General features: G+C 59.3%; 23 protein-coding genes. 16 read left to right on the top strand and 7 right to left on the bottom strand.

Annotated features, from left to right (window positions below; translation table 11 throughout):
* Nucleotides 1-571: 571 nt before the first annotated feature.
* The 16 genes from H2170_13885 to H2170_13810 all read left to right on the top strand — a co-directional run bounded on the left by H2170_13885 (nt 572) and on the right by H2170_13810 (nt 16,097).
* Nucleotides 572-1,378 carry a type II secretion system protein gene (locus H2170_13885; protein ID MCS6301165.1) on the top strand — a complete coding sequence of 269 codons (807 nt, stop codon included), beginning with the start codon at nt 572-574 and terminating at the stop codon, nt 1,376-1,378.
* A gap of 146 nt (nt 1,379-1,524) precedes the next feature.
* Nucleotides 1,525-2,343, top strand: coding sequence for a prepilin-type N-terminal cleavage/methylation domain-containing protein (locus H2170_13880; GenBank protein ID MCS6301164.1), 819 nt, complete (start codon nt 1,525-1,527; stop codon nt 2,341-2,343).
* Between the two features lie 24 nt (nt 2,344-2,367).
* Nucleotides 2,368-3,804 carry a hypothetical protein gene (locus H2170_13875; protein MCS6301163.1) on the top strand — a complete coding sequence of 479 codons (1,437 nt, stop codon included), beginning with the start codon at nt 2,368-2,370 and terminating at the stop codon, nt 3,802-3,804.
* Nucleotides 3,801-4,355, top strand: a complete 555-nt coding sequence (locus tag H2170_13870) for a hypothetical protein (protein ID MCS6301162.1) — start codon at nt 3,801-3,803, stop codon at nt 4,353-4,355. Before H2170_13875 ends, H2170_13870 begins: the two co-directional genes overlap by 4 nt.
* Nucleotides 4,352-4,900, top strand: a complete 549-nt coding sequence (locus H2170_13865; GenBank protein MCS6301161.1) for a hypothetical protein — start codon at nt 4,352-4,354, stop codon at nt 4,898-4,900. The genes H2170_13870 and H2170_13865 overlap by 4 nt, the downstream gene beginning before the upstream one ends.
* Nucleotides 4,901-4,992: 92 nt before the next feature.
* Nucleotides 4,993-5,544, top strand: a complete 552-nt coding sequence (locus tag H2170_13860; protein MCS6301160.1) for a hypothetical protein — start codon at nt 4,993-4,995, stop codon at nt 5,542-5,544.
* Nucleotides 5,545-5,557: 13 nt separating this feature from the next.
* On the top strand, nt 5,558-6,766 hold the full coding sequence (locus H2170_13855) for a type II secretion system F family protein (protein MCS6301159.1): 1,209 nt from the start codon (nt 5,558-5,560) through the stop codon (nt 6,764-6,766).
* 14 nt (nt 6,767-6,780) lie between these two features.
* Complete coding sequence (locus H2170_13850; protein ID MCS6301158.1) at nt 6,781-7,782, top strand: hypothetical protein; 1,002 nt, start codon at nt 6,781-6,783, stop codon at nt 7,780-7,782.
* Between the two features lie 491 nt (nt 7,783-8,273).
* Entirely contained in the window at nt 8,274-8,525 is a 252-nt protein-coding gene (locus tag H2170_13845) for a hypothetical protein (protein MCS6301157.1), read from the top strand.
* Nucleotides 8,526-8,860: 335 nt separating this feature from the next.
* Nucleotides 8,861-9,145: a hypothetical protein gene (locus H2170_13840; protein MCS6301156.1), complete on the top strand. Its 285-nt coding sequence runs from the start codon at nt 8,861-8,863 to the stop codon at nt 9,143-9,145.
* A 556-nt stretch (nt 9,146-9,701) separates the two neighbouring features.
* Complete coding sequence (locus H2170_13835) at nt 9,702-10,061, top strand: hypothetical protein (protein ID MCS6301155.1); 360 nt, start codon at nt 9,702-9,704, stop codon at nt 10,059-10,061.
* The gene (locus tag H2170_13830; protein ID MCS6301154.1) at nt 10,058-11,524 is read left to right on the top strand and encodes an IS21 family transposase; all 1,467 of its coding nucleotides are present in this window, start codon (nt 10,058-10,060) and stop codon (nt 11,522-11,524) included. Before H2170_13835 ends, H2170_13830 begins: the two co-directional genes overlap by 4 nt.
* Nucleotides 11,521-12,288 (top strand): ATP-binding protein, encoded by a 768-nt coding sequence (locus tag H2170_13825; GenBank protein MCS6301153.1) that lies wholly within the window; start codon nt 11,521-11,523, stop codon nt 12,286-12,288. The genes H2170_13830 and H2170_13825 overlap by 4 nt, the downstream gene beginning before the upstream one ends.
* Nucleotides 12,289-13,047: 759 nt before the next feature.
* Nucleotides 13,048-14,025: a group II intron reverse transcriptase/maturase gene (gene ltrA, locus H2170_13820; GenBank protein MCS6301152.1), complete on the top strand. Its 978-nt coding sequence runs from the start codon at nt 13,048-13,050 to the stop codon at nt 14,023-14,025.
* A gap of 249 nt (nt 14,026-14,274) precedes the next feature.
* The gene (locus tag H2170_13815) at nt 14,275-15,615 is read left to right on the top strand and encodes an ISAs1 family transposase (protein ID MCS6301151.1); all 1,341 of its coding nucleotides are present in this window, start codon (nt 14,275-14,277) and stop codon (nt 15,613-15,615) included.
* A 47-nt stretch (nt 15,616-15,662) separates the two neighbouring features.
* Nucleotides 15,663-16,097, top strand: a complete 435-nt coding sequence (locus tag H2170_13810) for a hypothetical protein (GenBank protein MCS6301150.1) — start codon at nt 15,663-15,665, stop codon at nt 16,095-16,097.
* A gap of 66 nt (nt 16,098-16,163) precedes the next feature.
* On the opposite strand, the gene H2170_13805 is transcribed toward H2170_13810, so the two are convergent.
* The 7 genes from H2170_13805 to H2170_13775 form a co-directional block, all read right to left on the bottom strand.
* On the bottom strand, nt 16,164-17,174 hold the full coding sequence (locus H2170_13805; GenBank protein ID MCS6301149.1) for a class I SAM-dependent methyltransferase: 1,011 nt from the start codon (nt 17,172-17,174) through the stop codon (nt 16,164-16,166).
* A gap of 183 nt (nt 17,175-17,357) precedes the next feature.
* Nucleotides 17,358-18,146, bottom strand: coding sequence for a DUF1295 domain-containing protein (locus H2170_13800; GenBank protein MCS6301148.1), 789 nt, complete (start codon nt 18,144-18,146; stop codon nt 17,358-17,360).
* Nucleotides 18,147-18,400: 254 nt separating this feature from the next.
* Nucleotides 18,401-18,898, bottom strand: a complete 498-nt coding sequence (locus tag H2170_13795) for a DUF2062 domain-containing protein (protein ID MCS6301147.1) — start codon at nt 18,896-18,898, stop codon at nt 18,401-18,403.
* 2 nt (nt 18,899-18,900) lie between these two features.
* Nucleotides 18,901-19,314 (bottom strand): DUF1475 family protein, encoded by a 414-nt coding sequence (locus H2170_13790; protein ID MCS6301146.1) that lies wholly within the window; start codon nt 19,312-19,314, stop codon nt 18,901-18,903.
* Nucleotides 19,315-19,641: 327 nt separating this feature from the next.
* Complete coding sequence (locus H2170_13785) at nt 19,642-20,958, bottom strand: class I SAM-dependent methyltransferase (protein ID MCS6301145.1); 1,317 nt, start codon at nt 20,956-20,958, stop codon at nt 19,642-19,644.
* Nucleotides 20,955-21,869, bottom strand: coding sequence for a DUF1365 domain-containing protein (locus H2170_13780; protein MCS6301144.1), 915 nt, complete (start codon nt 21,867-21,869; stop codon nt 20,955-20,957). The genes H2170_13785 and H2170_13780 overlap by 4 nt, the downstream gene beginning before the upstream one ends.
* A 474-nt stretch (nt 21,870-22,343) precedes the next feature.
* The gene (locus H2170_13775; protein ID MCS6301143.1) at nt 22,344-23,222 is read right to left on the bottom strand and encodes a DMT family transporter; all 879 of its coding nucleotides are present in this window, start codon (nt 23,220-23,222) and stop codon (nt 22,344-22,346) included.
* Nucleotides 23,223-23,347: the final 125 nt, after the last annotated feature.

The following is a 23,347-nucleotide window of genomic DNA, read 5'->3' as shown; positions in this document are numbered from 1 at the left end:
CCGACGAAGGCCCTCCGGCTTGGAGGGCCTTCCGGTGGACGATTAAGCGCTGGGAGGCCTCGTACCCAAGAGAGTCGCCAGAGGGTGATCTAGTAGGCAGTAACATTCAAAGTGTTGGATACGGAATCAGATTTTTAACCACTAATGACCGCTAATTAGCCGAGAAAGAACGCAGAGAAAAAAGAGGGCTTGTTCTTTGCCCTCCTTGCGTTCTTTCGCGGCTAAACTGCGTTGGTTTTATCCGACACTTTAAATGTTACAGCCCACTAGTAGGCATTAACATTTAACTTGTCGCATCCTGAGCCTTCTTAGAATCAACAACATTCAACAAACCCTTTTAGCCGCGAAAGAACGCAAAGAACGCATAGAAAAAAAGTGCTTGTTCTTTGCTCTCCTTGCGTTCTTTCGCGGCTAAACTGCGTTGGTTTTATCCGACACTTTAAATGTTACAGCCCACTAGGGTGCACCCCATGGCGCAGTTATGGCTCTGTACGTAGTCTTCGCTCAGGTCTAAACGCGCCGCCACACGGCCTTTCCCTTTTTACACTTTCTCCCCACCAGGGCGCTAAACTTGAAAACACACCAAAAAAACGCCCGAGTTTTCACGCTGATCGAAAGCCTGACGGTTCTCGTCATCATCGGTATCCTCACCTCCATTCTGATCCCGGCCGTTTCCAAAGCGCAGTCCCGCGCCCGTGTCAACTCCGCCGTGGCGGAGATCAATTCCGCCCGTACCGCCGTCCTCGAAGGTGCCGCACGCAATGGCGCCTCCTTGCCGCTGACCGAGGGGGCCACGGACGATATCGGCTGGCATCCTACGGACTTCGCTACAGCCGGCGATCGAAATCTAACTGAAAACGCGGCCATTTTTAATGGTGGTGCCCGCTTGGATCAGATGTTACTGAGTATGAATCCGCCCGTGCTGGACGGTTTATTCACCTCAAAATTTGCTCCTGGCACCACCCTCCCTTGGCCAGCCACCTCGGGTCGCATCACGTGGGACTCCAACACCGGCACTTGGTCAGTTACCAGGCCCGTTAACGTTGTTAAATGGACCGCCACTGTAAGCCAAGCCACCAGCACCCGTATGGAGTGTGCTAAGGTGAACACCACGTTCGTCTTGGCGAACGGTCCGGTGGCCGGCATCAACTTCCCGCTCGACGGCACCACCAACTTGCCCACCGGCAGGGTAGCCTTCGTCGTCTACCCCAAAACGCCTATTAACGACGCCCGTTCACTGGCCATTGAGTTAAACAGCATGTCGTTGATGGATGATGTGGACCCCTCCGTCCCTGTGGCTCAAACCCGTGGTCGCGTGATCTATACCGCGCCCGTGGGTGGTGTGAACACGGTGTACGTCTTCCTCGCTGTAATCTAAGCCACTCGTTTATCCGACGAAGGCCCTCGGTCTTAGAAAGCCTTCGTTACTTTATTTAAATTCGTAAGCGGTATTTTAACACCAAAAACCAGTTATTTTTCAACGTTCTTTACTCAAATCAATCACCTCCCATTAAAGCTCAATTCATGAAAACACCTAAATTTAGAAACAAAAAAAAGCATGCCTTTACGCTCATCGAAATCTTGGTGGTGGTGACGATCATCGCCCTCTTGGTTGGGGTCTTTGTACCATTAACCTCCAAGGCTTTGTCCAACGCTCGGATAAATTCAGCGGCGGCAGATATCAGGAATTTGTCCAATATTGCAGGCGATGCAGCGTCTAAACTGGGCGGCACTTTGCCACTGACCGAGGGGATAACCAACATGAATCAAGTATCAAACGGACTTTTAGATGGGCGTTTGGGTGGGGCCAATAATGCTGCAAGACTAAGTAACTTAAACGCCCTTTTAGGTTTAGATAACGTGTTTATGAGCATGAAAAATGAAGATAGGCGTATGGACGATTATTATCGAAGTCCGTTAGGAATAACTATTGAGAAAACCCGAGTGAGGCCACCTGTGCGTTACGATGTCGCAACAGGAGAATATAAAGTAGATATTCTCCCCGCCGGAAACTACACTAAAACGGACGGTTTCGGCGACAGCAGTCGCATAGAATGTGCGAACGTCACGGCAGCAGAATTCAACCTCGCTACAACAGTCAACACCGCTGGTGGGATCAACTTTCGGCTTGATGGGGTGAACTTGCTACCAGCCGGTCGATGTGCTTTCCTGATTTTAGAAGGAGTTCCCTTAACAGTTGCCTATGATTTAGCGCGAAAACTAAATTCACCTTCACTGATGAACGGCCGAGCGTTTAATAATCAAAATCAAACCTTGGGTCCGGTGATTTATCGAGGTAACGCCGTGACGACAACCGTGTATGTCTACCTCGCGAACTTCTAAGCGTTGGCTCGCGCCTTAAAAACCGTGGCTAAAAACCCGACACCTCCTCCGGTCCTGCTGAAATTCGGCCGTCATCTCTACGCCGTGGTTGCGGAGGGCTTGTCGCGGCTGGAGTTCGAAGGCACCGAGGCCGCGCGACCGCGCGCTGCCGATCAACCGGTGCCGGAGACGCTCGATGAGCATCTCCTCGATGGGTGGGCGGGCAAAGCCGTGGTGACGATCTGGGAGCCGGATGGAATGGGGCATGAACAAGTCAAGGTCCCGCCCCGGGTGTCGCGGCGCAATTTCGTGCGTCTTAGCGCCATCCGGAGGGACTTTCCCTCACTGGAAGAAGGTCCCGCCTGGGGCTTGGAACATCGCAAACAAGGTGCCAAAAAGGTGGAGAGTTGGCTACACCTGGAGTCGGTGCCGACGTTCAAGCCCTTTTTGGCAAAAGTCGAAGGCTGTGGTGTGCGGCTGCGCGCCGCTTGGCCGGCTCCAGCGATCGCGGCCCGGCTCATTGCCAGCCCGCTCGATCATCTGCTCTTCGTCACCGCCGACTACATCGGGTTCTGCCCTGGTCGCAGCCAAGCCGGGATCGCCTCCAGTTATCGGGGCTACGACGTGAGCTTGCCCCAAAACTTGACCAGCCTGTACCAAGACTTGGTGGCCAACAGCTCCTCGGTACCCTCCCAGGCTCCGTCTTGGCTCATTGTGGGCACCCCGGCCGACATCGCCTTGCTGCCCACTTGGGCCGAGCCCTACCCGGAGCTCGATGGCCTGGTCAATTTCTGGAAGCGCATGATCCCGGAGCCGATGGGGGTGAAGCAGGTGACGACCCAAGCGAGCTTCATGAGTTGGCCGACCTTTGCCACCCAGGTGTGGAAACAGGGGCCCGCCGATCCGGCCAATCTTATGGCCGGATTCCCCCGTGCCTTCAATGTGGACGATCTGTTCGCCCCAGTGGCGGGCGCAAGCGTGGTGGCCTGCCTGGCGGCGGGCTGGCTGGTGTGGAGCACCCTGGGCGCGATCACCCTGCTCAACACGCAGTCGCAAACCGAACTCAACCGCCTCAACGAGGAGATCGCTAACTTTCGCCAGCTCGGCGAAAAATCGAAGCGGATCGAGTCGAACCTGGCGCTGGCGGACCGCTTTGTGTCATCGCATCGACTTGCCATCGCGCTTTTAAAAAACCTTGGCCAAAAGCTGCCGCTGGAGTTCACCTTAACGCAGTTGGACGTGACGGCGGACGGGGAGGTGCGGGGCACGTGCCTGCAAGTCGGCAGCAACGGGTCGCCCAGGCAACTCAAGACCAGCCTAGAGGCGCTCGCGTTGCACGATGTGCAACTCGACCTGCCCGCGCCGCCGCCTTCCGCTGCATCAGCGCCCCAACCCTCAGGGGCCCCCGTGGCCGAGCCAAAAACCCGCCGGGGTGATCGCCTCCCCTTTTCCGCCAGTCTCGTCGAAAGGAAAAAAACGTGAGCGAAGCGGTCACCTATACGCCTTGGAAACTGGCCTTGATGGTGGCAGGCGGGCTGGCGGCGGCTGGCTTGGGCTGGTACGGGCTGCACCTGCGCACCACCTTGGAGCAGGAGCAGCAACGCTGGGCGCAGGAGATCAACAACCTGCAAGGCGAGCTGGCCCAGGTGAGCCAGGGCATCGACGCCCGCCAGATTGAAAAACGCGGCAAGGAGCTGGGCGCGCTCAACGCGCAGCGGGTCAAAGTGGAGGTAACTGACGCAGTGAGGACCGCGCTGGGTGCGGCCTGGAAAGTGGAGCCGGCAAGCTCCGCCGCCAAGCTCCCTGAGGGGCGCGGCGAAAGCCTGCTGGAGCTGCGGGGAGCCTTCCTGCCGGTGGCCGCCTGGCCGGATATCGTGACCGCGCTCGAACGCCTGGAGGCGGTGCGCCCCGGCTGCGGGGTAGTTGCCGTGCGCCTCAAGACCGACGAGGCCTATCCGGAACGAAGTTTCGATGAACTTCGGGTCCGTTTCGGCCAAGACTTTTCAACCTCAACCACTGATCGAACACCGTGAAATCCTCATTTAGTTTACCTGTTATTTTTTTTCTGCTTGGTGTGACCGGCCTGCCTGCGCAAACCACCGGACTCGCTGCGGTCGAGCCGCTTTCGTCCGGGGCCACCCGCACCCGGAGCGAAACGGAGCTCGATCTATCCGAGGCCGATGCGGAAACGCGCGCGGCGGTGCGAGCCGCCGCTGAAGATGTGCTCATGCGTCGGGGCAACCCGCCCTTCGCCGCGATCATCAGCAACGACGCGGTCAAATCGGTGGAACTCAAAGCTCGCTTCGAGCAGGTGCGCGATCTTCAGCGCCTGCGCCAGGAGAACGAGCTGCTGACGCAGCAGAAGGCGATTTCCCTCAACGAAATCCTCCGCCTACAGACCCAGATCGGTACGCTCAGTGTGCAAAGTGAGGAGGCGCGCCTCAAGCTGGGCCAGCTCCGCCAGATCATCGACCTGGTAGTTGTCGATCTGAAGAAAACCCAAGAGACGATCCAGGATGCTCCCGCCCGGCAGGCTCCCGCACCGGCCGCAGTTGCTCCCGCCGCCTCACGCAAGTAAGCCCATTGAAATCGGTCCAGACAGCATCCCCGCTGCGGTTTATTTCAAGTCAACGAGCGACTTGGCTAGCGATAGCTGCGTTTTTCCAGACAATGGGCACGCCGTGCGCAGTCGCCTCCGATGAACACGACCTTGTCCATGCGGTGAAAGATATTCTCGATAAGAGCAGCCGGACGGCTGTCCCCGCAGCCCCGCCGACGCCGGCAGCCAAACTGTTGGATTTCGTTAACCTACCCCCTTTGGCGCGCACCGAGGTGCAGTCACTGCCATCGACAGCGCCCCTAGCGCCTCCCCTCTGGCAGGAGCAACCCCGCCCTCCTGGAACCCTCGTGCCCGATGCTGGCGGCACGGTGACGTGCGAACTCCCGTTTGTGCTGACGGAGGCCATGCGGGTCAATCCGTGGGAGGTGCGCATCGAGCCCGAGCTCACCTATGAGCTGCGCACCTTCGAGTTGCAGTCGGTGCTGATCGCCAATGAAGCGCATGCCTTGATCAACGGCCAGTTCGTGCAAGTCGGCGGCACGGAGTTCGAGCCGTTCGCCATCGTGATGATTCGCTCCAGCGAGGTCGTGCTGCAATACGGCCCCTTCAAACTGGCCGTGCCGGAAGGTCGCCCCGTGACCGTGCGTACCGTCCGCAAGTGAACACCCACTCGTCATGATCACCTTCAAAGCGCACTATGTCAGCCACTTGGGTTTCGAGCGCCGCCAGCTCATCGAGGCGGAGGACGAGGTATCGGCCATCGAGAAAATCGAAGGCAAGGGCGGCATGTTAATCGAACTCGTCTACGCCGGTGCGGACGACCGCGCCGACAAACGACTTAAGATCAACATTAAATCCCTGCTCATCTGCCTGGAAGGCCTCACCCTGATGCTCGAGGTAGGCGCCAAGGTCGATGTATCGCTGCGTTCGGCGTTTAGCCGCACCAGCAACCCCCAGTTGCGCAAGTTCCTCGGTAGCGCCACACGTGAAGTGGAGCGCAACGGCAAGATATCAGAGGCCTTCGCCCGGTTCCCCCGGGTGTTTTCCCCGTCGATGATCTACATCCTGCGAAACCACGAACAACAGGGTGACTTGCGGCTGGGGTTACAGCGGGTGACGGCCTACTACCACCGGCTTGCAGAGCTGCAGGGAGATGTGAAAAAGGCACTCCTGATGCCAGGCGTAAGCATGGTAGCCTTTGTGGTCGCAGCGGCAGTGATCTTCGGCAATACGCTGCCCAAGTTTAAGAAGTTCATCACCGAGATGATCCCTATGGAAGACCTCTCGCTGTTATCCCAAGTGTTTTTCGGCATTTCGGATTTTGTTGTGGGGAACCCCTGGCTGTGCGTCGGCGGCGTGATCGGGCTGCCGATAGCGGCCTGGCAACTCATGCAGATCGCGCGCGTGAGGTTGTGGCTCTTCGAGCTCGGCGCCAAGCTGCCGGTGGTCGGCCCGGCGCTCAGTGCCAGCGCGCTGGCACGTTTCTGCGAGACGTATGCAACACTGGCCCGCTCTGGCATCAAAACCGTAGAAACCTTGGAAATGACCGGCGCGGTGGTCGGTCATCCCGGCTACGAACGCGCCGTGGCGCGCGTGCGCCTGAGCATCCTCAACAACAACCTTATCGCCGACGCCTTCCTCGCGGAAAAAACCTTTCCCGAGGAGTTTCGTACCGGCGTAGCGATGGGAGCCGACGACCTGGCTGGCGTTTTCGAAAAACTGGCCCGCCACTACGTGCGCGAGTCAAAAAATCGCATCGCTATCATGGTGGCGGCGATCGAGCCGCTCATGGTGGTGTTGCTGGGCGGCTTCGTCCTCTTGGCCGCACTCTCGATCATCCTGCCCATTATCGCGCTGATCAATGCGCAGAGTTCTGCCCGCTAGGCCCGCCCCCCCCCATGAAACCCCGGAAGCAGTTTTCCCGCCGCCGCCCCTTTGGCTTCATGCTCATCTCCATGATGGGTACTCTCACCATTGCGGGGATTTTACTCTCGGTGACGGCACCGAGCATCATGGCCTTGATCGAAAGCCGTGACCTCGACGAAGAGCGGGCCGCCTGCGAAGCGCTGGCCAACGAGATCCGCACGTCGTGGAGTATACCTGATCCCGATTACAACATCGCTCAATTCAACGGCGGTTACGGTATCGCAGGAGCAAAGAAGGAGCACACATTTGGCGACCTTAAGAAGAAAAAATGGGAAAAGAACCAAAACCAAGAAGACCCCCTCCTCAAATTGGCGCGCATCCGCGATCGCGCTCCCGCTGACACCGACGAGTTAAATCACCAAAGCCACGGGGGCATTTCGGATCTGTTTTTTAACAAACGCCGCACCAAGCGCTTGATCCTGGTTGGTGAAACGAATGAACCCTTCAAGCAACGCTATCTGGTGGTCTCATTGATGGTTCCTTCGCACCTCGATCTGACATTTCCCATGCCTGCTGGCCTTGTGACCGACGGTGACCTTTTTGATTCCTTTTGGTCGACCACCTGGGAAAACCCCAAAGTCGAGATTCCAAATAATAAATGGAACCTAAATACAACCAACCGCGACCTCTGGAATGAAATGAACCGTGGCCGTACCAACGCATCGCGCTTGGTCGTGGTACGAGTGATTCAGTCTAAGTACCAGTTGATCGTCAACAATACCAATACCGCCGGCCAGAAACTCTGGGTTGAGCTGCCGTCCAAAAGTGGCAATACATTCATTGATGAAACGGGAAACGTTGGGATCAGCAACACCTCGCCGTTTTCAACCAGTGACTTACCGGACACTTCGCCGTTCAAGCGAGGAATTCCTGAAGGCACCTTGGTTAACATTTGGCAAGGAATGACACCCACCAATCGGGTAAAGGTACGACAGTTTTTCTTGGAAAAAACCAGCAGTATTACCGTGGATTAGTTGTATTTTTACTTATAAAGAACCGAATTTGATGCGGTTTAGGTGACTACCCGGCACCTGTTACGCCGCAGAGCGGTTCTTCCCGTTTTGCTGTGGGTAAATCCAATCGTAAATACCCCAAACCGCTTTTAAGTAGGTAATTAAGCGAGAATCCGGTGAAATGCCCATCGCGCTGGTAATTTATCGATTAACTTATTATCCATTAATAGCATCCGATGTATTTTGCCTGAACCTACCCACAGCATTCCGTGAAGAACCCGCAGAGCGCTCTAATTTATAAACTATATACACTTAACCCAACTGCAACACCACCGGTTGATTATCCCACATATGCGAACAACCAAACGATCCTCCCTGAATACGACCGGCATCCTTGTAGGCGGCAGGAACACCCATCAATTTTCAATCAAATGTTAATCTTTACGATAATAGGATTTTCATTCCTTTTATATTTTGTCTTCGCATCAAAAAATCCAATATCACCGAAAACCATGAACGACACTAATAATCCAGAAATCGAAGTTACGACAAAAAAACCGCGCGGCTATTTTCCGCCACAAGTCATTAAATCAATTTCATTCATTATTATTTCGTTCTGTATCGTGGCAAGCGTTGTTGTTTGTATTTTGGCTATCTGGGATTTTGCCAAGCAAGACGCACTCTGGCGCTTAGTTTCTTCCTTCGGTGTTGTTGGTATTGGTACTGCTTTGTTTGCCAAAGTAAACGGAATGTATGGTGAGTGATACCCATTACACAGCTATTCAGGCCTTTTAACGCAAGGACGCTAAGGCGCGAAGTATGAGATAACTCGTTTTGAGAGAGTACTTTCTTTGCGCCTCTGCGACTTTGCGTTAAAGACTCGGTTTGGTTACTTGAGAGTATAAGGACTCGATTATGATTCCATATAGGTGTTTGAAGTAAATATTCGGAACTCAGAACCGAAAACCAAGTAGGCTTCACCTATACTTCACGCAATAAATCAGAATCCAATGCAGCCGAACCAGGCGCTACAGCGAATAACCACGCTTGTCACGGTTCATGCTTCGAGCCGCATGAACCGCGCCAAGCGCGTTCATCGATGAGCATTAAAGTTCGGCAAAAAATGAACATGATATCCCTTTGGTTTTATCTTTATCTGAAAATGTGGCCACTTGAGCTGCTGGCCGCCCTTCCGTTCGGCTTTATTGCAGTTCGAAGCGTCTCTTGGCCGCGCCGCGCGATTGAGTGTGAGCGGCGAGCGGGAAAGCGTCTATTTCTGGCGGTTAGGAATGCACTTCTTCTTCGGTGGATCTTCTTCCCCTTAAAAAGAGTAATACTCTTCTTCCGTGGGTGGGTTTTCTTCCCTGTCCGGCTGGGGATATGAGGGGTGCGAATGGGTGGAGATTGAACCGGCGGGACGCTTGGCGGATGCACAGCGATGCATCCAACCGGTTCACGCAAGTGTTTGCACTGTGTCGATTTCTTTCTGCCCGACGCGCATAACCGCGAGCGTCAGCGCTACTGCGGGAAGCCGGGATGCCGACGGGCGAGCCGGGCGGCCAGTCAGGCCAAATGGTTGGCGAAGCCGGAGAACCTCGACCACTGGAAAGGCCCAGAAAATGTCCAACGGGTGCAGGAGTGGCGGAAGGCCAATCCGGGGTACTCAAGGCGGAGGGGGCCGCGACGGCGGGTGGCGTTACAAGACATCCCAACTACGCAATCCGTTGTGCACCAGCCTAAAGCCGAGCCGGTCGCCGAGGTGGCGTTACCGAATCCCTGCGTGCCGTTACAAGACAGATGGGAGTCGCAAAACCCTGTGCTCGTGGGGCTTATCGCGCAGTTCGCCGGAGTGACGTTACAAGAGGACCTCGAACCCATGCTGCGACACCTGCAATCCCGGGGGCGGGTGATCCTGGGCATCGACGTCCAGCCGCCCGATTATGCAAAAACAACCGATCGATCGCGAACAACTCCGGCGCACGCCGGCCCAGTTTAGCTGGCTGGACCACCGGCTGGTGCGGGGCAATTACCTGGGGCGGGCCAGTGCCCCCGCCTGGGGCCTCTATCTGGTCCTGGTCACCGTGGGCGACGCCGACGGGCTGAGTTACTACGCCACGCGCACCCTGGCCCGGCTGCTCACGCTCAGCGAGGACGGCCTGGTCGAGGCGCGCCGGCAGTTAATCGAGGCCGGGGTGATCGCCTACGCCGCGCCACTTTACCAGGTGCTCTCCTTGGACCGGGGCAGGCCAACGCACACGCTGGCGGCAACGCCGCCGCCGAGCCGGGAGGTGGGCGCGTGATCGATTACGAACTGTATTGCCGGATAAAACAGGCGGAGGCGGCCGGTCACAGTGCGCCGCAAATCGCCCGCTCGCTCCAGTTGCACGTGCAGACGGTGAGGCGCTGGCAGGCGCAGGAAAAGTACGTGCGCAGCCAGGCCGCGCAGGTGCCTAGGCCAAGCAAGCTCGACGTGCACAAGCCGGCGATCGCGCGGTGGCTGGAGGCCCATCCGTTCACCGCCATGCAGCTCTGGCAAAAGGTGCGCGAGCGGGGGTACACGGGCGGGTATTCAATTTTGAAAGACTACGTGCGGCGGGTGCGGCCGAGGAACCTGGAGGCGTTTCTTACCCTCAAGTTTGCCCCCGGCCAGACCGCGCAGGTGGACTGGGGCAGTTTTGGCGCGGTGGAGGTGGACGGCACCCGGCGGGCTTTAAGTTTTTTCGTCATGGTTTTGGGGTACAGCCGGTTCCTGCATGTGGAATTTACCCTCGGGCAGGGCCAGGAGTGGTGGCTGGGCTGTCACCGGCGCGCCTTTGAAAAACTCGGCGGGGTGCCGCGCGAGGTGATGGTGGACAACTGCAAGACGGCCGTCCTCTCGCATGTGCCCGGGACCGACCCGGTGTACAACGCCCAGTACCTGGACTTTGCCCGGCACTACGGGTTTACGATAAAAGCGTGCGGGCCGGGGCATCCGCAGTCCAAGGGCATGGTGGAAAACGCGGTGGGTTACGTGAAAAAAAGCTTCCTTGGCGGGCGGCAGATGAACGGGTTTACCGAGCTGGGGCCGGCCGCCAGCTTGTGGCTGGAAACGGTGGCCAACGTGCGCGTTCACGCTGAAACCCAGGGCCGGCCGGTGGACCGGCTGCCCGAGGAGCGCGCTGCGCTCCTGCCGCTTAACCCGGTGGCCAGTCCGGCGGTGCGCACCTTAAGCGTGCGGGCGTCGCGGCGGTGCCGGGTGAGTATCGAAACGAACCGCTACTCGGTGCCCACGAAGTTTGCCGGGGCGCTACTCACCGCGCAGATCGAGGGGGCGCAGGTGAGGTTTTATGCGGACCGCACCCTGGTGGCCGAGCATGCCCGCAGTTTTGCCCGCCGCGCCGATGTGGAAAACCCCGAGCATGTGCGCGAACTCGAGGAGCGCAAACGGCAGGGGGCGCGGCAGCGCCTGCGGCTACGGTTTTTGGAACTGAGCCCGGCGGCACCCGCCTACCAACGGGGGCTGGAGGAGCGCCGGCTCAACGCGGGACACCACCTGGCGACTATCGTGGGTTTGGTGGCCCTGTATGGAACGGAGGCAGTCGGCCGGGCGATCGAAAGCGCCCATGAACTCGGCGCCTACTCCAGCGATTACATCCTCAACTTGCTCGAACAACGCGCGCGGGCCTTGCCGCAAGCCGGGCCGATCCACCTCACCCGCGCCGACGCGTTGGCCGCACTGGAACTCGAACTGCGTCCCCCGGATTTAAGCCCCTATACCCAATGAAAACAGAACCCGAAAAACCCGATTTATTAAAAGACCAGCTCAAGTATCTGAAACTCGGTTACCTGTTGCGTCACCACGGCGAACTGACCGCCGAGGCGGCCAAGGCGCGCTGTTCGCACGCCGAATTTTTACGCCGACTGGTGCAGGCCGAGACCCAGGACCGCCAGATCCGGGCGCTGGAGCGGCGTATCCAGGCGGCGCGCTTCCCGGTCAAGAAAACCGTCGACCAGTTCCAGTGGGACTGGCCCAAGGAGTTGAACGAAGCGCAGGTGCGGCACCTCTTCGAACTGGGCTTTGTCAAGGAGCGCACCAACGCGGTGTTTTGCGGTGGTGTGGGGCTTGGGAAGACACATCTCGCGAGCGCGTTGGGCTACGCGGCCTGCCAGGCGGGTTACACGGTGCTGTTTACGACGGCGGTGGACGCGATCAACGCTTTGGTCACCGCCCAGTCCCTGCACCGGTTGCAAGCCGAGTTGAAGCGTTACATGACCCCTGCGGTGCTCGTGCTCGATGAGGTCGGCTACCTGCCGCTCGACAAGTCGGGGGCCGACCTGCTCTTCCAGATCGTCAGCCAACGCTACGAACGCGGCTCGCTGATCGTCACCACCAACAAGGCCTACAAACACTGGGCAGGGATCTTTAACAACGACGCTGGCATCACCGCGGCGATCCTGGACCGCCTGCTGCACCGCGCTCAGACCGTCGTCATCGAGGGCAAATCCTACCGCATGAAAGACCGCCTGGCCGACGAACCTGCAAGCTGACCGGGCCTGATGATCGGCCCCTGGCGGGGCCGGTCATCGGCTTTTACGACAGGTGATTTTGTAACCGCCAGAAATAGACGGTGTTCGCGCCGCCGCTCACACTTCGGTATTTGGGTGTGCGACCATGAAACTAACAACCATAACAGTGAAAGTCTGTTCGGCCGAATTTAATGATTCGCGGTCGAAGGGCCCGGTCACGGATGCAGGCCGCGAGGCCTCGCCGGAAAGCACGACCGTGTGCCCGAACCAGTCAGCCGCAACGAAGGTGAACCCCATCCAATGAGCTCCGTTACCGAAACAACCGACGAGTCCAGCCGCTACCTGAACGGTGAAGACTGCAAGGATCGGAAAAGGCAGTCTCGCAAAGACGTAGGACCTAAATCGTTGATTTCCGATCAACACGTCGGCGGAGTCAGCGGGGGCGGCGGGGTGGGAAAGGTCGTTAGGTTAAGTGGTGAGACCTGCGGCGGTGGGGCGTCTTGCGATGCCTCAACCACCGGCACAAGCGCGGCAAAACCTCGTAAGGCCGGACGGGCCGTGGCAGGAGTCGGAGACCTCCATAGTAGTGATGATCTAGCGGACATTAAAACCGCCGGGGAGCGAAGGGAGGGCACTTGTTCCCACGCATCACAGAGCGGCAAAGGACCCGACGATGGCTGGGGTGATGAACTCTGGATAAAAACGTCACCGAAGGTTCGGAAGCTGCAACGTGTGCTATATCGGAAAGCAAAAGCGGAGCCGCATTGGCGGTTCTATAGTTTGTATGGAGAGCTGTATCGGCAGGACATTCTGTCGGATGCGCTCGATCAGGTGATCGCCAATGACGGCGTGCCGGGAGTGGACGGGTTCGAGGTGGAAACGCTCGCAAAGAACGAAGCCTATCGGGCGGCATGGCTGCTTGCGCTGGCGGAGGAAATGCGAACGAAAACCTACCGACCCAGTCCGGTCCTGCGCGTCTATATATGGAAGGATCAGGCCAGGACCAAACGTCGTGCGCTGGGCATCCCTACGGTGAAAGACCGGGTGGTGCAAAGCGCGGCGGTGATCGTGTTGCAGCCAATCCTAGAGGCGGACTTCCATGACCATTCCTACGCCTACCGGCCGAAACGTCGGACCCATCAGGCGATGGACAAAGTTAAAGAGGCCCTGCTGAGCGGAAAGGTGGAGGTGGTGGACGCGGATTTATCGAGCTACTTCGATATGATCCCGCACCGCGAACTCCTGCAATTGGTGGCCAAACGGGTGAGCGATGGGAGCGTGTTGCGTTTAATAAAAACGTGGCTGCGCGCACCCATCGTGGAAGAGGACCGGGACACGGGGTGCCGCAAGGTGAGCGCGAACCGGTGTGGCACGCCACAAGGCGGAGTTATATCGCCTCTGCTGGCGAACCTCTACCTCAACGACCTCGATCATGCGGTGAATGAGAAGTGCGAACAAAAGCCGACGATGGTGCGTTACGCCGACGACCTCCTGATCCTGTGCAAACCGGGTCAAGGGGCGGGGCTGCAAACGCGACTGAAACGGTGGCTGGAGGCACGTAAGTTAAAGCTCAACGAAGAGAAAACCCGACTGGTGGATACACGAAAGGAAGGCTTTGAGTTCCTCGGTTTTTCCGTCGCATGGCGGCAAGGCATGAAGAGCAAACGAAGGTATCCGCACGTGGAACCCAGTGCGAAAAGTCTGGCCAAGTTACGCGACAAAGTGCGGATGGAGCTAGTGCTTAATTGCGTAGATTAATGATAGTATTTCTGAGTTGGCTTCCCTTGACCTCGCGCTTGCGCCACTTGAACGGCTTGGCATTGGGCAGGTAGGCGGCGACGAAAGCGTCAATGGCCTGACTAAGTTCGGCGACGCTTCTGAAGTTCGCGCCCCGTAGCGCCTTCCTTGTTAGTACACCGCCGATTCATTGAACAGCTAAACACCTGAATACTAACAAAGGAGCGGAATAAGCGGGACAAGCCCCAGGAATTCATTTTGGCTGGGTGAATGATGCCGGCCGAAACGAACCCGTCGAACCCCCAAGGGGAGGTGATTTCGCTGCGCCACTTGCAGGTGCAGGTGCTAGACAGCCCCGAGTTAAACGCCCGAGCGCAGGGGCTGCTTGAGGAGCATCACTATCTGGGCGCGGTGAAACCGGTGGGCGAGCGGCTGCTGTACGCGGTGAGCGATGCGCAGGGCACCTGGGTGGCGGTGCTGGTGTTTGCGGCGGCGGCGCTGCACCTGCGCGGCCGGGAGGCGTGGATTGGCTGGAGTGGCGAACAGCGCCGACGCCGATTGGCGCTGGTGGTCAACAACGTGCGGTTCCTGCTGCTGCCCAAGCCGGCGGTGCCCAACTTGGGCTCGGCGGTTTTGAGCCGGGTGCTCGGCCGGCTCAGTGCCGACTGGCAGTCGCGTTACGAGCACCCCGTGCTCGTCGTGGAAACCTTCGTCGACCCCGAGCGTTTTACGGGAAGTGTATACAAGGCATCCGGGTGGACCGAGTTGGGCCTGACCAAGGGCAACACGCGTAAGTCGCGCGATTACTACGAGCACCACGCCAAGCCCAAGCGCTTGTTTGTGCGCGAGCTGGAGCCCCGGGCCCGGAGAGCTCTTCAGGCAGGGCAGATCAAACCCTCGCTGGCTGCGGTGGAGGCGAAAGTTCCGGTGCGAAGTACCCTGAAGGCCCCCGATTTAATCAGCCTGGCGGAGGCCTTCCGGCAAGTGCCTGAATACCGCGCCTACATCGGGGCCTATCCCTTGCACGCGCTGCTGGCGATCACGGCGGCGGCCTATCTGGCCGGAGCACCCCGCGGCCAACGTGACCTGGCCGCTTTCGCCCGCCGGCTCTCCCCGGTCCAACGCCAAGCCCTCGGGGTGATCCGCCGCCGCGGCAAATACGGCGCTCCCAGCCAGCCCACCTTTAGTCGGCTGTTCGCCCGCGTTCAGGCCGCGCGCATCGAGGAGGTTTTACTCGCCCACCAACGCCAGGTGCGAGGCGAGCCTCCCGCCACCGAGATCGTGGTCATCGACGGCAAAGTCCCCAAGCACAGCGGCGGACAAAACGTCGTGACCGCGGTTACCTCGCCGAGCTTGTTTTATCTCGGCAGCGAGGTCGTCGCCGAAAAAAGTAACGAGATTCCCGCCGCCCGCGCCCTGTGTGAGAGACTCGATTTGGTCGATAAACTCGTGAGCCTTGATGCCCTGCATACCCAGGCGGACACCGCGCGGGCGATCGTACTGGAGCATGGCGGCGACTACCTGTTCACCGTCAAAGGCAATCAGCCCGGCTTGCAGAAAATCGTAGCAGCGCAAGTGCCCGATCCGGGCGCCCCTTTTTTGACCCGTTAAAAGATCCCGCTGCCGAGCAACGTACCACCCAGGAAAAGAAGCACCCCGTGACGCGCACCCTGGTGGCGCGCGAGTTGAGCGCGGAAAGCGCCTGCTTCCCCCTGGTGGCGCAAGCCGCGAGAATCTGCCGAAAACGCCACGGCAAGCCCACCGAGACCGTGGCGCTGATCACCAGTCGCCCCGCCGCCGAGTTGACTCCCGCCCAATGGCTGGAGGTCAACATTGCGCACTGGGGAATCGAGACCGGTTTGCATGCCCGCCTCGACGCCTCGCGCCAGGATGATCGCTGCCGATTACGCCGCCCGAACGCGGTGCGCATCCACGGCATGTTCAACCGCTGGGCCAACAGCCTGTTCATGCACTGGCGCGGTCAACGAACTAAAAAACGCCACCTTTATACCTCCGACTTTATCGCCCACATGTCCGAAAATCATGACCGTCGCGCGCTCCGCGCACTTACCTCGGTAAACTTCCCGCTATGAATCGGCGCTGCGAGGGCATTACCCCCCCCAAAAAACTGTTGCACACATAGGCGGTCCGGGCAGGGCTCAGGACCTGCGAAATAAATAGTGGCTCACCAGCCATTCCTCGCCGCCCCGGTAGCCCCAGAGTTCTGCGCAACTCAGGTAAAACACGCGCCAGTACGCCCACCACTTGGTCGCTTGCTCGGGCCCGTAGGTTTGCGCCAAAAGCGGCATGATCTCGGCGCGGTGGGCGTCCATGTTTTGCAGCCAGTGCTCGGCGGTTTGCTGGTAGTGGCGGCCGTTGACCTGCCAGTCTTGCACCAGCGCCAGGTCGGCGTTGAAGCGCGGCAGCAGGTCGTGGGCGGGCATTTGTCCGCCAGTGAAAAAGTAGCGGCTCATCCAATCGCTCGGACCCGTGGACACAAAGTGGTAACTGAAGCGGTGGTGGGTGAAAATGTGGGTGAAAAGCAGTCCGCCGGGGCGCAACCACCGCGCGATGTTTTTAAAGAGCAGCTCGTAATTTTTGAGGTGCTCGAACATCTCCACCGACACCACGCGGTCGAACGACGCGGGGGCGATATCGAAGCGGTTAATATCGCAGGTGATGATCGTGAGGTTGGTCAGCCCGCGGTGGCGCGCCTCGGCGTCGATGTGCTCCTTTTGGGTGCGCGAATTGGAGATCGCGGTGATGCGCGAGCGGGGAAATTTTTGCGCGTTGTAGAGGCAAAGCGAACCCCAGCCACAGCCGAGTTCGAGGATGTCTTGGCCGTCGGTGAGTTGGGCGCGTTCGGCGTAAACGGCGAGCATGAGCTCCTCGGCTTCGGCAAGTGTCTCCTTGCCGGTCGGGTAAAGGCAACCGGAGTACTTGAAACGCGGGCCCAGGCAGTAGCGGTAGAAGTCGGTGGGTACCTCGTAGTGTTGCTCATTGGCGGCGGCGGTTTGCTCGGCCAAGGCGCGGGTTTTCAGGTCGGCGACGTAGGCATCGGCGTTGTAGCGGGGCGACTCGTCGGCGATGCGTTGAGCCAGCAGGCGGCGGATGCCAATGCGCAGCAGCCAGTCAGGGAGAAGGTTTTTTTCAAGGAGGGTGTCGAGCATGACGGGGGGGGGCGTGGGAAGTAGCGAGTAGGTCGGAGTAGGAGGATTGGAATCGTTCTCTTTCTCTTAATCTTTCTCGTTCTCGGGATTGGAGTCGGGATCTCGGATTTGGCTGTAGGCAGTCGGATTCGGACGGAGAACGATTAGGATAAAGAGGAACGAGAAAGAGTCACAGCGGGCGGATTAACTCTTTTTGGTAAACCAAGGAATGAACGCTGACACGCGCTGTTGATAGGCGCGGTAGGCGTCGCCTCGGGATTTTAACGATTGGGCCTCGGCCATCGGCACGCCGGTCACGTAGAGCAGCAGATACAGTATACCGAGCGGGCAGATCACGCTGGTCCAGCCCCAGGGCGAGGCGCAGGCGAATACAAAAAAGCCCAGCCACACGCACCACTCGAAAAAGTAGTTGGGGTGGCGGCTGTGCGCCCACAGGCCCACCGCGCACACCTGGCCGGCGTTGGCGGGATTTTGTTTAAACGCGGCAAGTTGGGCGTCGGCCAGCGATTCGCCAACAAGCGCGACCAGCCACAGGGCCGCGCCGGCGATTTCCAACGGGTGCAACCCCGGGGCCGCGTTGCGCGCGATGAGCAGGAACGGCAGGCCTAGGATAACGACCGAGACGGCCTGCTGTTGAAAAAAGATGCCCATCTTGCGCCCGAAGTCGGCCGACCACAGCACGCGCATCGTTTGATAGCGGGCGTCCTCGACGGGGTGGTGGCTGCGCACCCGGTGGTAGAGGTGCGTGCCGAGCCGAACGCTCCAAATGCCGACCAGCGCGGCCATGAGCCCCCGACGAGGCCCCCAGCCGGCGCCGGTGGTGGCGTAGAAAGCGGCGAGCAGGCCAAACGCGTAGGCCCAGACGACGTCGACGATCCCGTAGTTGTCCACGCGACGGGCGAACTTAAACGTGGCCGCAAACAACCCGCAAAGGGCGGTCGTGGCGATCAGGAGGCTGGGGAGGATGGTCATGGGGGAAGTTTAAAAATCGTTCTCGTTTGGGGATTGAGTGTTTTAGGGGAGGGACGACGTCCGTGTCGTCCGTTCCGAGCTCCGCAAAGTAGCGCAGACTTCCAGTCTGCCTCGGTTGCTTGGGTGTTCCGACACCGAAGCAGACTGGGAAGTCTGCGCTACTTTGATGAACTCCGTTTCGTCTGCTGCGGATTTCGGAGTCGAGAACGAGTAAGAGTAGGAGAACGATTGATAGGGGCGGAGTACGATTGGAGTCAGGTGTGCTTGGGCCGGCGCAGGCTGCCGAGTTTTCGCATGAGCGGGCGCAGCGTGTAATACAGGACCCCGATAATCACCGGCACGCTCAGCGCCCAGGCGGTGAAGGCGTGGATGCCGGTCCAGCCAAAGCGTTGAAGGAATTCGCCGATGGGTTTTTCGGTAAACGTGCTGAACAGTTCGCGGATACTGAAGGGCGCTTCGTGCACGCCCCAGAGGGTTTCGCCGATACGCACGTAGACAAAGATCATGACCAGGTGGACGGGCGTGATCAGGTAGTTGAGCGCTTGGAGGAGCGGCTGGTTCATCCGTAGTTTTAGGCCAACAAGGATGTTGGCCAGAGTGGTCACGCCGAAAAACGGGAGCAGGGAAACGGCGGTGCCGACGGCGAGGGTGGCGGCGATTTTGTCGGGAGTGACCCCTTGCGAGAGCAGAGCGAGGACCGGGTCGCCGAGGCGGCGTTTCCAGAACGAGCGGGGGGGCGGGGAATCGGTCATGGTCACGCGAAGAGGGTCTTCGCGCCGAGCAGGTAGACGGCGACACCGGCGAGGGTGAGGGTGGCAGGCAGGGCGATTTTACCGGGATTGCGGGTGGCGAACACCTCGCCGAGTTGGGCGCTGCGCTGGATGCGGAAAAGTTCGACGAGGACGTAGGTCGCCATGGCCAGGTTTCCCCAGAGGATGATGGCGACAAACCACAGGACGCGGGCTGCGGTGGAACGCTCTTTCCACGCGACCCAGACAAAGAACGTGATGAACGCCCAATAGGCGTCGAAGAGCGTGGCGATGAACCACGGGTGGGTGAACACATCGCGCGGGATGGCGAAGATCGCGCACTGCGAGCTAGCCCAGCCGGTCACGGCCAGCATGCTGACGATGATTCCACAAAAGAGCAGACGAAGGAAGAGGAGCATGGGGGGGCGGAGGAACGTTCAACGTCCAACATTCAACATCCAACGTTCAACCCAGAGTGCGGCAGATGTTGGTTGGGGCTGGTTGGAGGTTGAGCGTTCAATGTTGAGTGTTGGACGTTGTCAGGGGCGGAGGGTTGGAATCTTTCTCGTTCTCTTACGCCTACTCGTTCTCGGGATTGTGAACGGTCTTTTCGGTGTGAGTGGGGCGGGGGGGGATTCGGATGGAGAACGATTAAGATAAAGAGGAACGGGTAAGAGTAGGAGTAAGAGAACGAGTGGCGGAGGGTTCTTTTACTCGCTACTCACTACTCGCTACTTCAAAAAAAATCATAGCGCGAAGTTGTTGGGGCGGGTGTGGAGGGTCTGCACGACCGAGATATTGCGCAGGGCGAAGGCGGCCTCGCAGTAGCACAGGTAATAGCTCCATTTCCGAATAAACCGCTCGTCGAAGCCGAGTTTGCGCACCTCGGTGAGTTTGCGCGAAAAGGTCTCGTGCCAGAGGCGCAGGGTGCGGGCGTAGTCTTGCCCCAGATCGGTGATCCCGTGCATCACAAAATCGCCGTGGGACGAAAGCTGTTCGTTCACCCGGTTGAGCGACAGCAGCAGCGAGCCGGGGAAAATGTGCTTTTGGATAAAGTCCACGCCGTTGCGGAACTCGTCGTAGCGGGCGTCCGGGCAGGTGATGAATTGCAACCCGACCAGCCCGTTGGGTTTTAATACCCGGTCGATCACCGCGCAGAAATCGGGCAGGTAGGCGTGGCCGATCGCCTCCATCATCTCGATGGAAACGATTTTATCGAACTGCCCGGAGAGCTCGCGGTAGTCCTGGAAACGCACCTCGATGCGTTCGGCAAGGCCGGCTGCGGCGATGCGCTGGCGGGCGTAGTCGAGCTGGCGTTGCGATAACGTGATCGTGGTCACGCGGCAGCCGTAATGGCGCGCGGCGTGCAGCGCCCAGCCGCCCCAGCCCGAGCCGATTTCGAGAACATGGTCGGTGGGCAACAGGCGCAGGCTGCGGCACAGCGCGTCGTTTTTCTCAAACTGGGCCGCCTCCAGCGAGAGATCCGGCGTGGTCCACTTGGCCGCCGAATACATCATCGAGGAATCGAGGAAGAGTTCGAAAAAGTCGTTGGACAGGTCGTAGTGCTCGCGGATGTTGCGTCGGGCGGTCTCCTGGGAGTTGGGGCGCAGCAGGTGGCCAATCCGGTCGGCAAAACGCAGGAGGTTGAGCGCAAACGAGCGCGCGCTTTTCGAGCCGGAGAGCGTCGGGGCTTGGTCGATGTTGTGGACGAACCAGGCGATGACTGCCGTCAGGTCGGGGGTTTCCCAGTCGCCGTCGATGTGGCTCTCGGCAAAACCGATGTCGCCGTGCAGAAAGCACTTTTTGAAAAACTTGGCGCGGCGCACGCGGATCGTGGCGTCGGCGGGGATGTCGAGCGGGAGTTTTTGGCCGGTGGGGGCGGGGGAGCCGAAGGTGCGGCAGGTGCCGTCGGGTAACTCGATGTGCAGGTGGCCGCGCGTCATGCCGGCGAAGGTGCCGAGCACCGCGCGCTCATAAAACGAGCGCGCACCCGTTGCCGACGCGGGCAGGGCGGCGGAGGTTTGAGCGGGGGCGGCGGCGGCGGATTCGATGTTGATGTTCATGCGTTCGGATGGCGGTCAGGCGATGCGCTGTCGTCGTGGGTCAAAGAGGCGTGCGGGTGGTACAGGTCACGTTGGTCGTCCGGGCGGGCGCTTTTGGGGAACCAGGGGATTTTTTTTAGAAACAGGCGCAGGGCGTGCCAGTGGATCAGACCGATAATACGCAGGGTGAGGAGCGGGTATTTGAGGGTGAACCAGGCGAGGCGGGCGTCGGTGAGCGGGCTGGAAGGGCCGTGAAGCGAGCTGGTGAGGGTGCGTTGGGTGCCGACATAGTCGTCGATTTGGACGGCGAGTTTTTCCGTGGGGGCGCTCAGGTGGAAATCGAAGGCAACATCCACGTCTGAGAAGGGCGAAACGTAAAAGAACTTCGGGGTGCGCAGGCGGAACTCCCCTGGGCTAGCTTCAGAGCCCACGAAGTACGGTTTCATTTCGCGGAAGGTGTTGGTGACCTCGGCGATAGCCCCGAGGCAGGAGCCGGAGGCGTCATAGCCGTAGTAAAATGAAACGGGGTTAAACGAGTAGCCGAGAACGCGGGGCAGCGCCACGAGCACGACGCGCCCGCCCGGCCCGAGATCGACACCGTGGGAGGCAAAAAAGGCGAGCACACGGGCCTTGAGCGGGGCAACGGTGAGGGCGGGGCTGGCGACGCCCAATGACGGAGGAAGGTTGGCAGTCGGTGAGGTGGCGCAGGCGGAATGCGACGGGTTAAAGAGCGGTTCCGAAGTGGGGAGGAAGTCGTTTTCCCTGAAAGAGTAAAAGTTGGCGCGGTTGACAGAAAAAAGGCGCAGGCGGCGGTGGAGTGCGGGCAGTTCGTCGAGGTCCACGGCGAGCATGAACAGGCGGTAGGCGAAGCGGTGGGGCTTCGGCACAAAGCGCGCGTGCAAGACCCGGCATTCGTAGATCCGCGAGTTCATGGGCGGAGGCGTCCCGCACGGGGGGCGTGCGGAGCGGGCGCAATGGGGACTGGAGGGTCAAATCGCACGAAAAAGGTAGGTGTTGGCGAGGCAATGAATAGAGTTCTTGACCCGTTGCAACTGGCCGAGGGCGATTTTTGCGACTAGCTAAACGCGAATGCATGGAGCCGGACTATTTGACCGCGAAGACGATCCAGAGTCTCGCGAAGTTGCTGCGGTGGCAGAGAGGTTGCCCACGGAACACTCGGAATACACAGAAGAATCAAGTCATGTGGGCCTTACTTACATCCATTCGCGTTCAAGAGGCTCTTAATGAAGTCGGTTCATTGGGGGAGCGGTTGCCTTTGGGCAAACACCACTGAGCTCACGCTCAGGGCCACACCCTTCGTGGGCACACTTCCCGTGGCCTTGAGCGTGAGCTCAAGGATGCCTTAAGCCGCAACTTGAACGTGAATCGGAATTAGATCGGCGCGGTCAGGATTTACGCAACGCAGTCACGGCGGTGCCGGCTAGGATGAGCGCACCGCCACAGAGTTCCAGCGCGGTGAAGTGCTCCTGGAAAAACACAGCTCCACCCAGTGCGATGCCCAGCGGCACGAGCATTTGCATGAGGGATCCTTCGGCCACCGAGAGGTCGCGGAAGGCCTGGGTCATCAGGAGTTGGCCGGCGCTGGCGAACACGCTCGCCACAATAATTATAGCCCACGCCGCCGGGCTGATGACCGTGAGATTGGCGAGGGCGGGGCCCAGACACAGGAGCAGGCCGTAAACACATTGGGCGGCGAAGATCGTCGAGCTGTGTTCGCGCGCGTGCAGTTGGCGAATGGTGACGACGATCCATGCCGCGCCAAAGGCATTGAGCAGCGCAATCAGTTCATAACCCCCCGTGCCATCTGTCGTGCCGGCAAAGGGATTGGTGAGCAGCCCGAGTCCGAGCAGGGTGACGGCCGCGCCAAGAAGAAGAATGGGCCGCAGGCGTTCGCGCAGCGCCAACACCGCGAACAGCCCGCCCCAAATCACGTAGGTGTTGTTGATAAACGTGGCGCGCCCCGCGCCCAGCAGCGGAATCGTGTAATAAAACCCAAGGGTGCACAGGCCTCCGAGCAGGCCGCGCTCGATCAGTTTGCCGTGGCTAAAGAGGTTCTTGGGCTGAAACTCGCGGCGGTAAACCGTCGTCACGATCGCCAGCCCGATGACGAAGCGGGCCGAGGTGACCACCCACACACTTGCGTTGCCCATGTGCCCGAGCGCGCGGATCAGCAGCACGTTGGCGATAAAGCACACGGTCGATCCCAGCATCATAAGCAGGCTGGTGGAATGGGCGCGGGGCGCTGGCCTAGTAGGCAGTAACATTCAAGGTGTAAGATCGAAAGTAGTGCGGTGCTTTAGCCCGCATCGGCAATTGCAGGAGTGTATCCGTTGTAAACCTGCGGGCTAAAGCACCGCACTACCTCAGAGCTAATGAAACAAGCGGCCAT

The sequence above is a fragment of the Opitutus sp. genome (assembly GCA_024998815.1).
Taxonomy (GTDB): Bacteria; Verrucomicrobiota; Verrucomicrobiia; order Opitutales; family Opitutaceae; genus Rariglobus.
The sequence above is the reverse complement of the archived record's forward strand: the minus strand, read 5'-3'. Positions and strand labels throughout refer to the sequence as shown.

Coding starts and splice junctions, on each gene's coding strand:
- H2170_13845 (MCS6301157.1), top strand. CDS start 8,274: ATGAACGACACTAATAATCCAGAAATCGAAGTTACGACAAAAAAACCG.
- H2170_13805 (MCS6301149.1), bottom strand. CDS start 17,174: ATGCTCGACACCCTCCTTGAAAAAAACCTTCTCCCTGACTGGCTGCTG.
- H2170_13800 (MCS6301148.1), bottom strand. CDS start 18,146: ATGACCATCCTCCCCAGCCTCCTGATCGCCACGACCGCCCTTTGCGGG.
- H2170_13835 (MCS6301155.1), top strand. CDS start 9,702: ATGCAAAAACAACCGATCGATCGCGAACAACTCCGGCGCACGCCGGCC.
- H2170_13850 (MCS6301158.1), top strand. CDS start 6,781: ATGAAACCCCGGAAGCAGTTTTCCCGCCGCCGCCCCTTTGGCTTCATG.
- H2170_13795 (MCS6301147.1), bottom strand. CDS start 18,898: ATGACCGATTCCCCGCCCCCCCGCTCGTTCTGGAAACGCCGCCTCGGC.
- H2170_13785 (MCS6301145.1), bottom strand. CDS start 20,958: ATGAACATCAACATCGAATCCGCCGCCGCCGCCCCCGCTCAAACCTCC.
- H2170_13815 (MCS6301151.1), top strand. CDS start 14,275: ATGATGCCGGCCGAAACGAACCCGTCGAACCCCCAAGGGGAGGTGATT.
- H2170_13825 (MCS6301153.1), top strand. CDS start 11,521: ATGAAAACAGAACCCGAAAAACCCGATTTATTAAAAGACCAGCTCAAG.
- H2170_13775 (MCS6301143.1), bottom strand. CDS start 23,222: ATGTTACTGCCTACTAGGCCAGCGCCCCGCGCCCATTCCACCAGCCTG.
- H2170_13880 (MCS6301164.1), top strand. CDS start 1,525: ATGAAAACACCTAAATTTAGAAACAAAAAAAAGCATGCCTTTACGCTC.
- H2170_13790 (MCS6301146.1), bottom strand. CDS start 19,314: ATGCTCCTCTTCCTTCGTCTGCTCTTTTGTGGAATCATCGTCAGCATG.
- H2170_13860 (MCS6301160.1), top strand. CDS start 4,993: ATGGGCACGCCGTGCGCAGTCGCCTCCGATGAACACGACCTTGTCCAT.
- H2170_13780 (MCS6301144.1), bottom strand. CDS start 21,869: ATGAACTCGCGGATCTACGAATGCCGGGTCTTGCACGCGCGCTTTGTG.
- H2170_13855 (MCS6301159.1), top strand. CDS start 5,558: ATGATCACCTTCAAAGCGCACTATGTCAGCCACTTGGGTTTCGAGCGC.
- H2170_13840 (MCS6301156.1), top strand. CDS start 8,861: ATGAGCATTAAAGTTCGGCAAAAAATGAACATGATATCCCTTTGGTTT.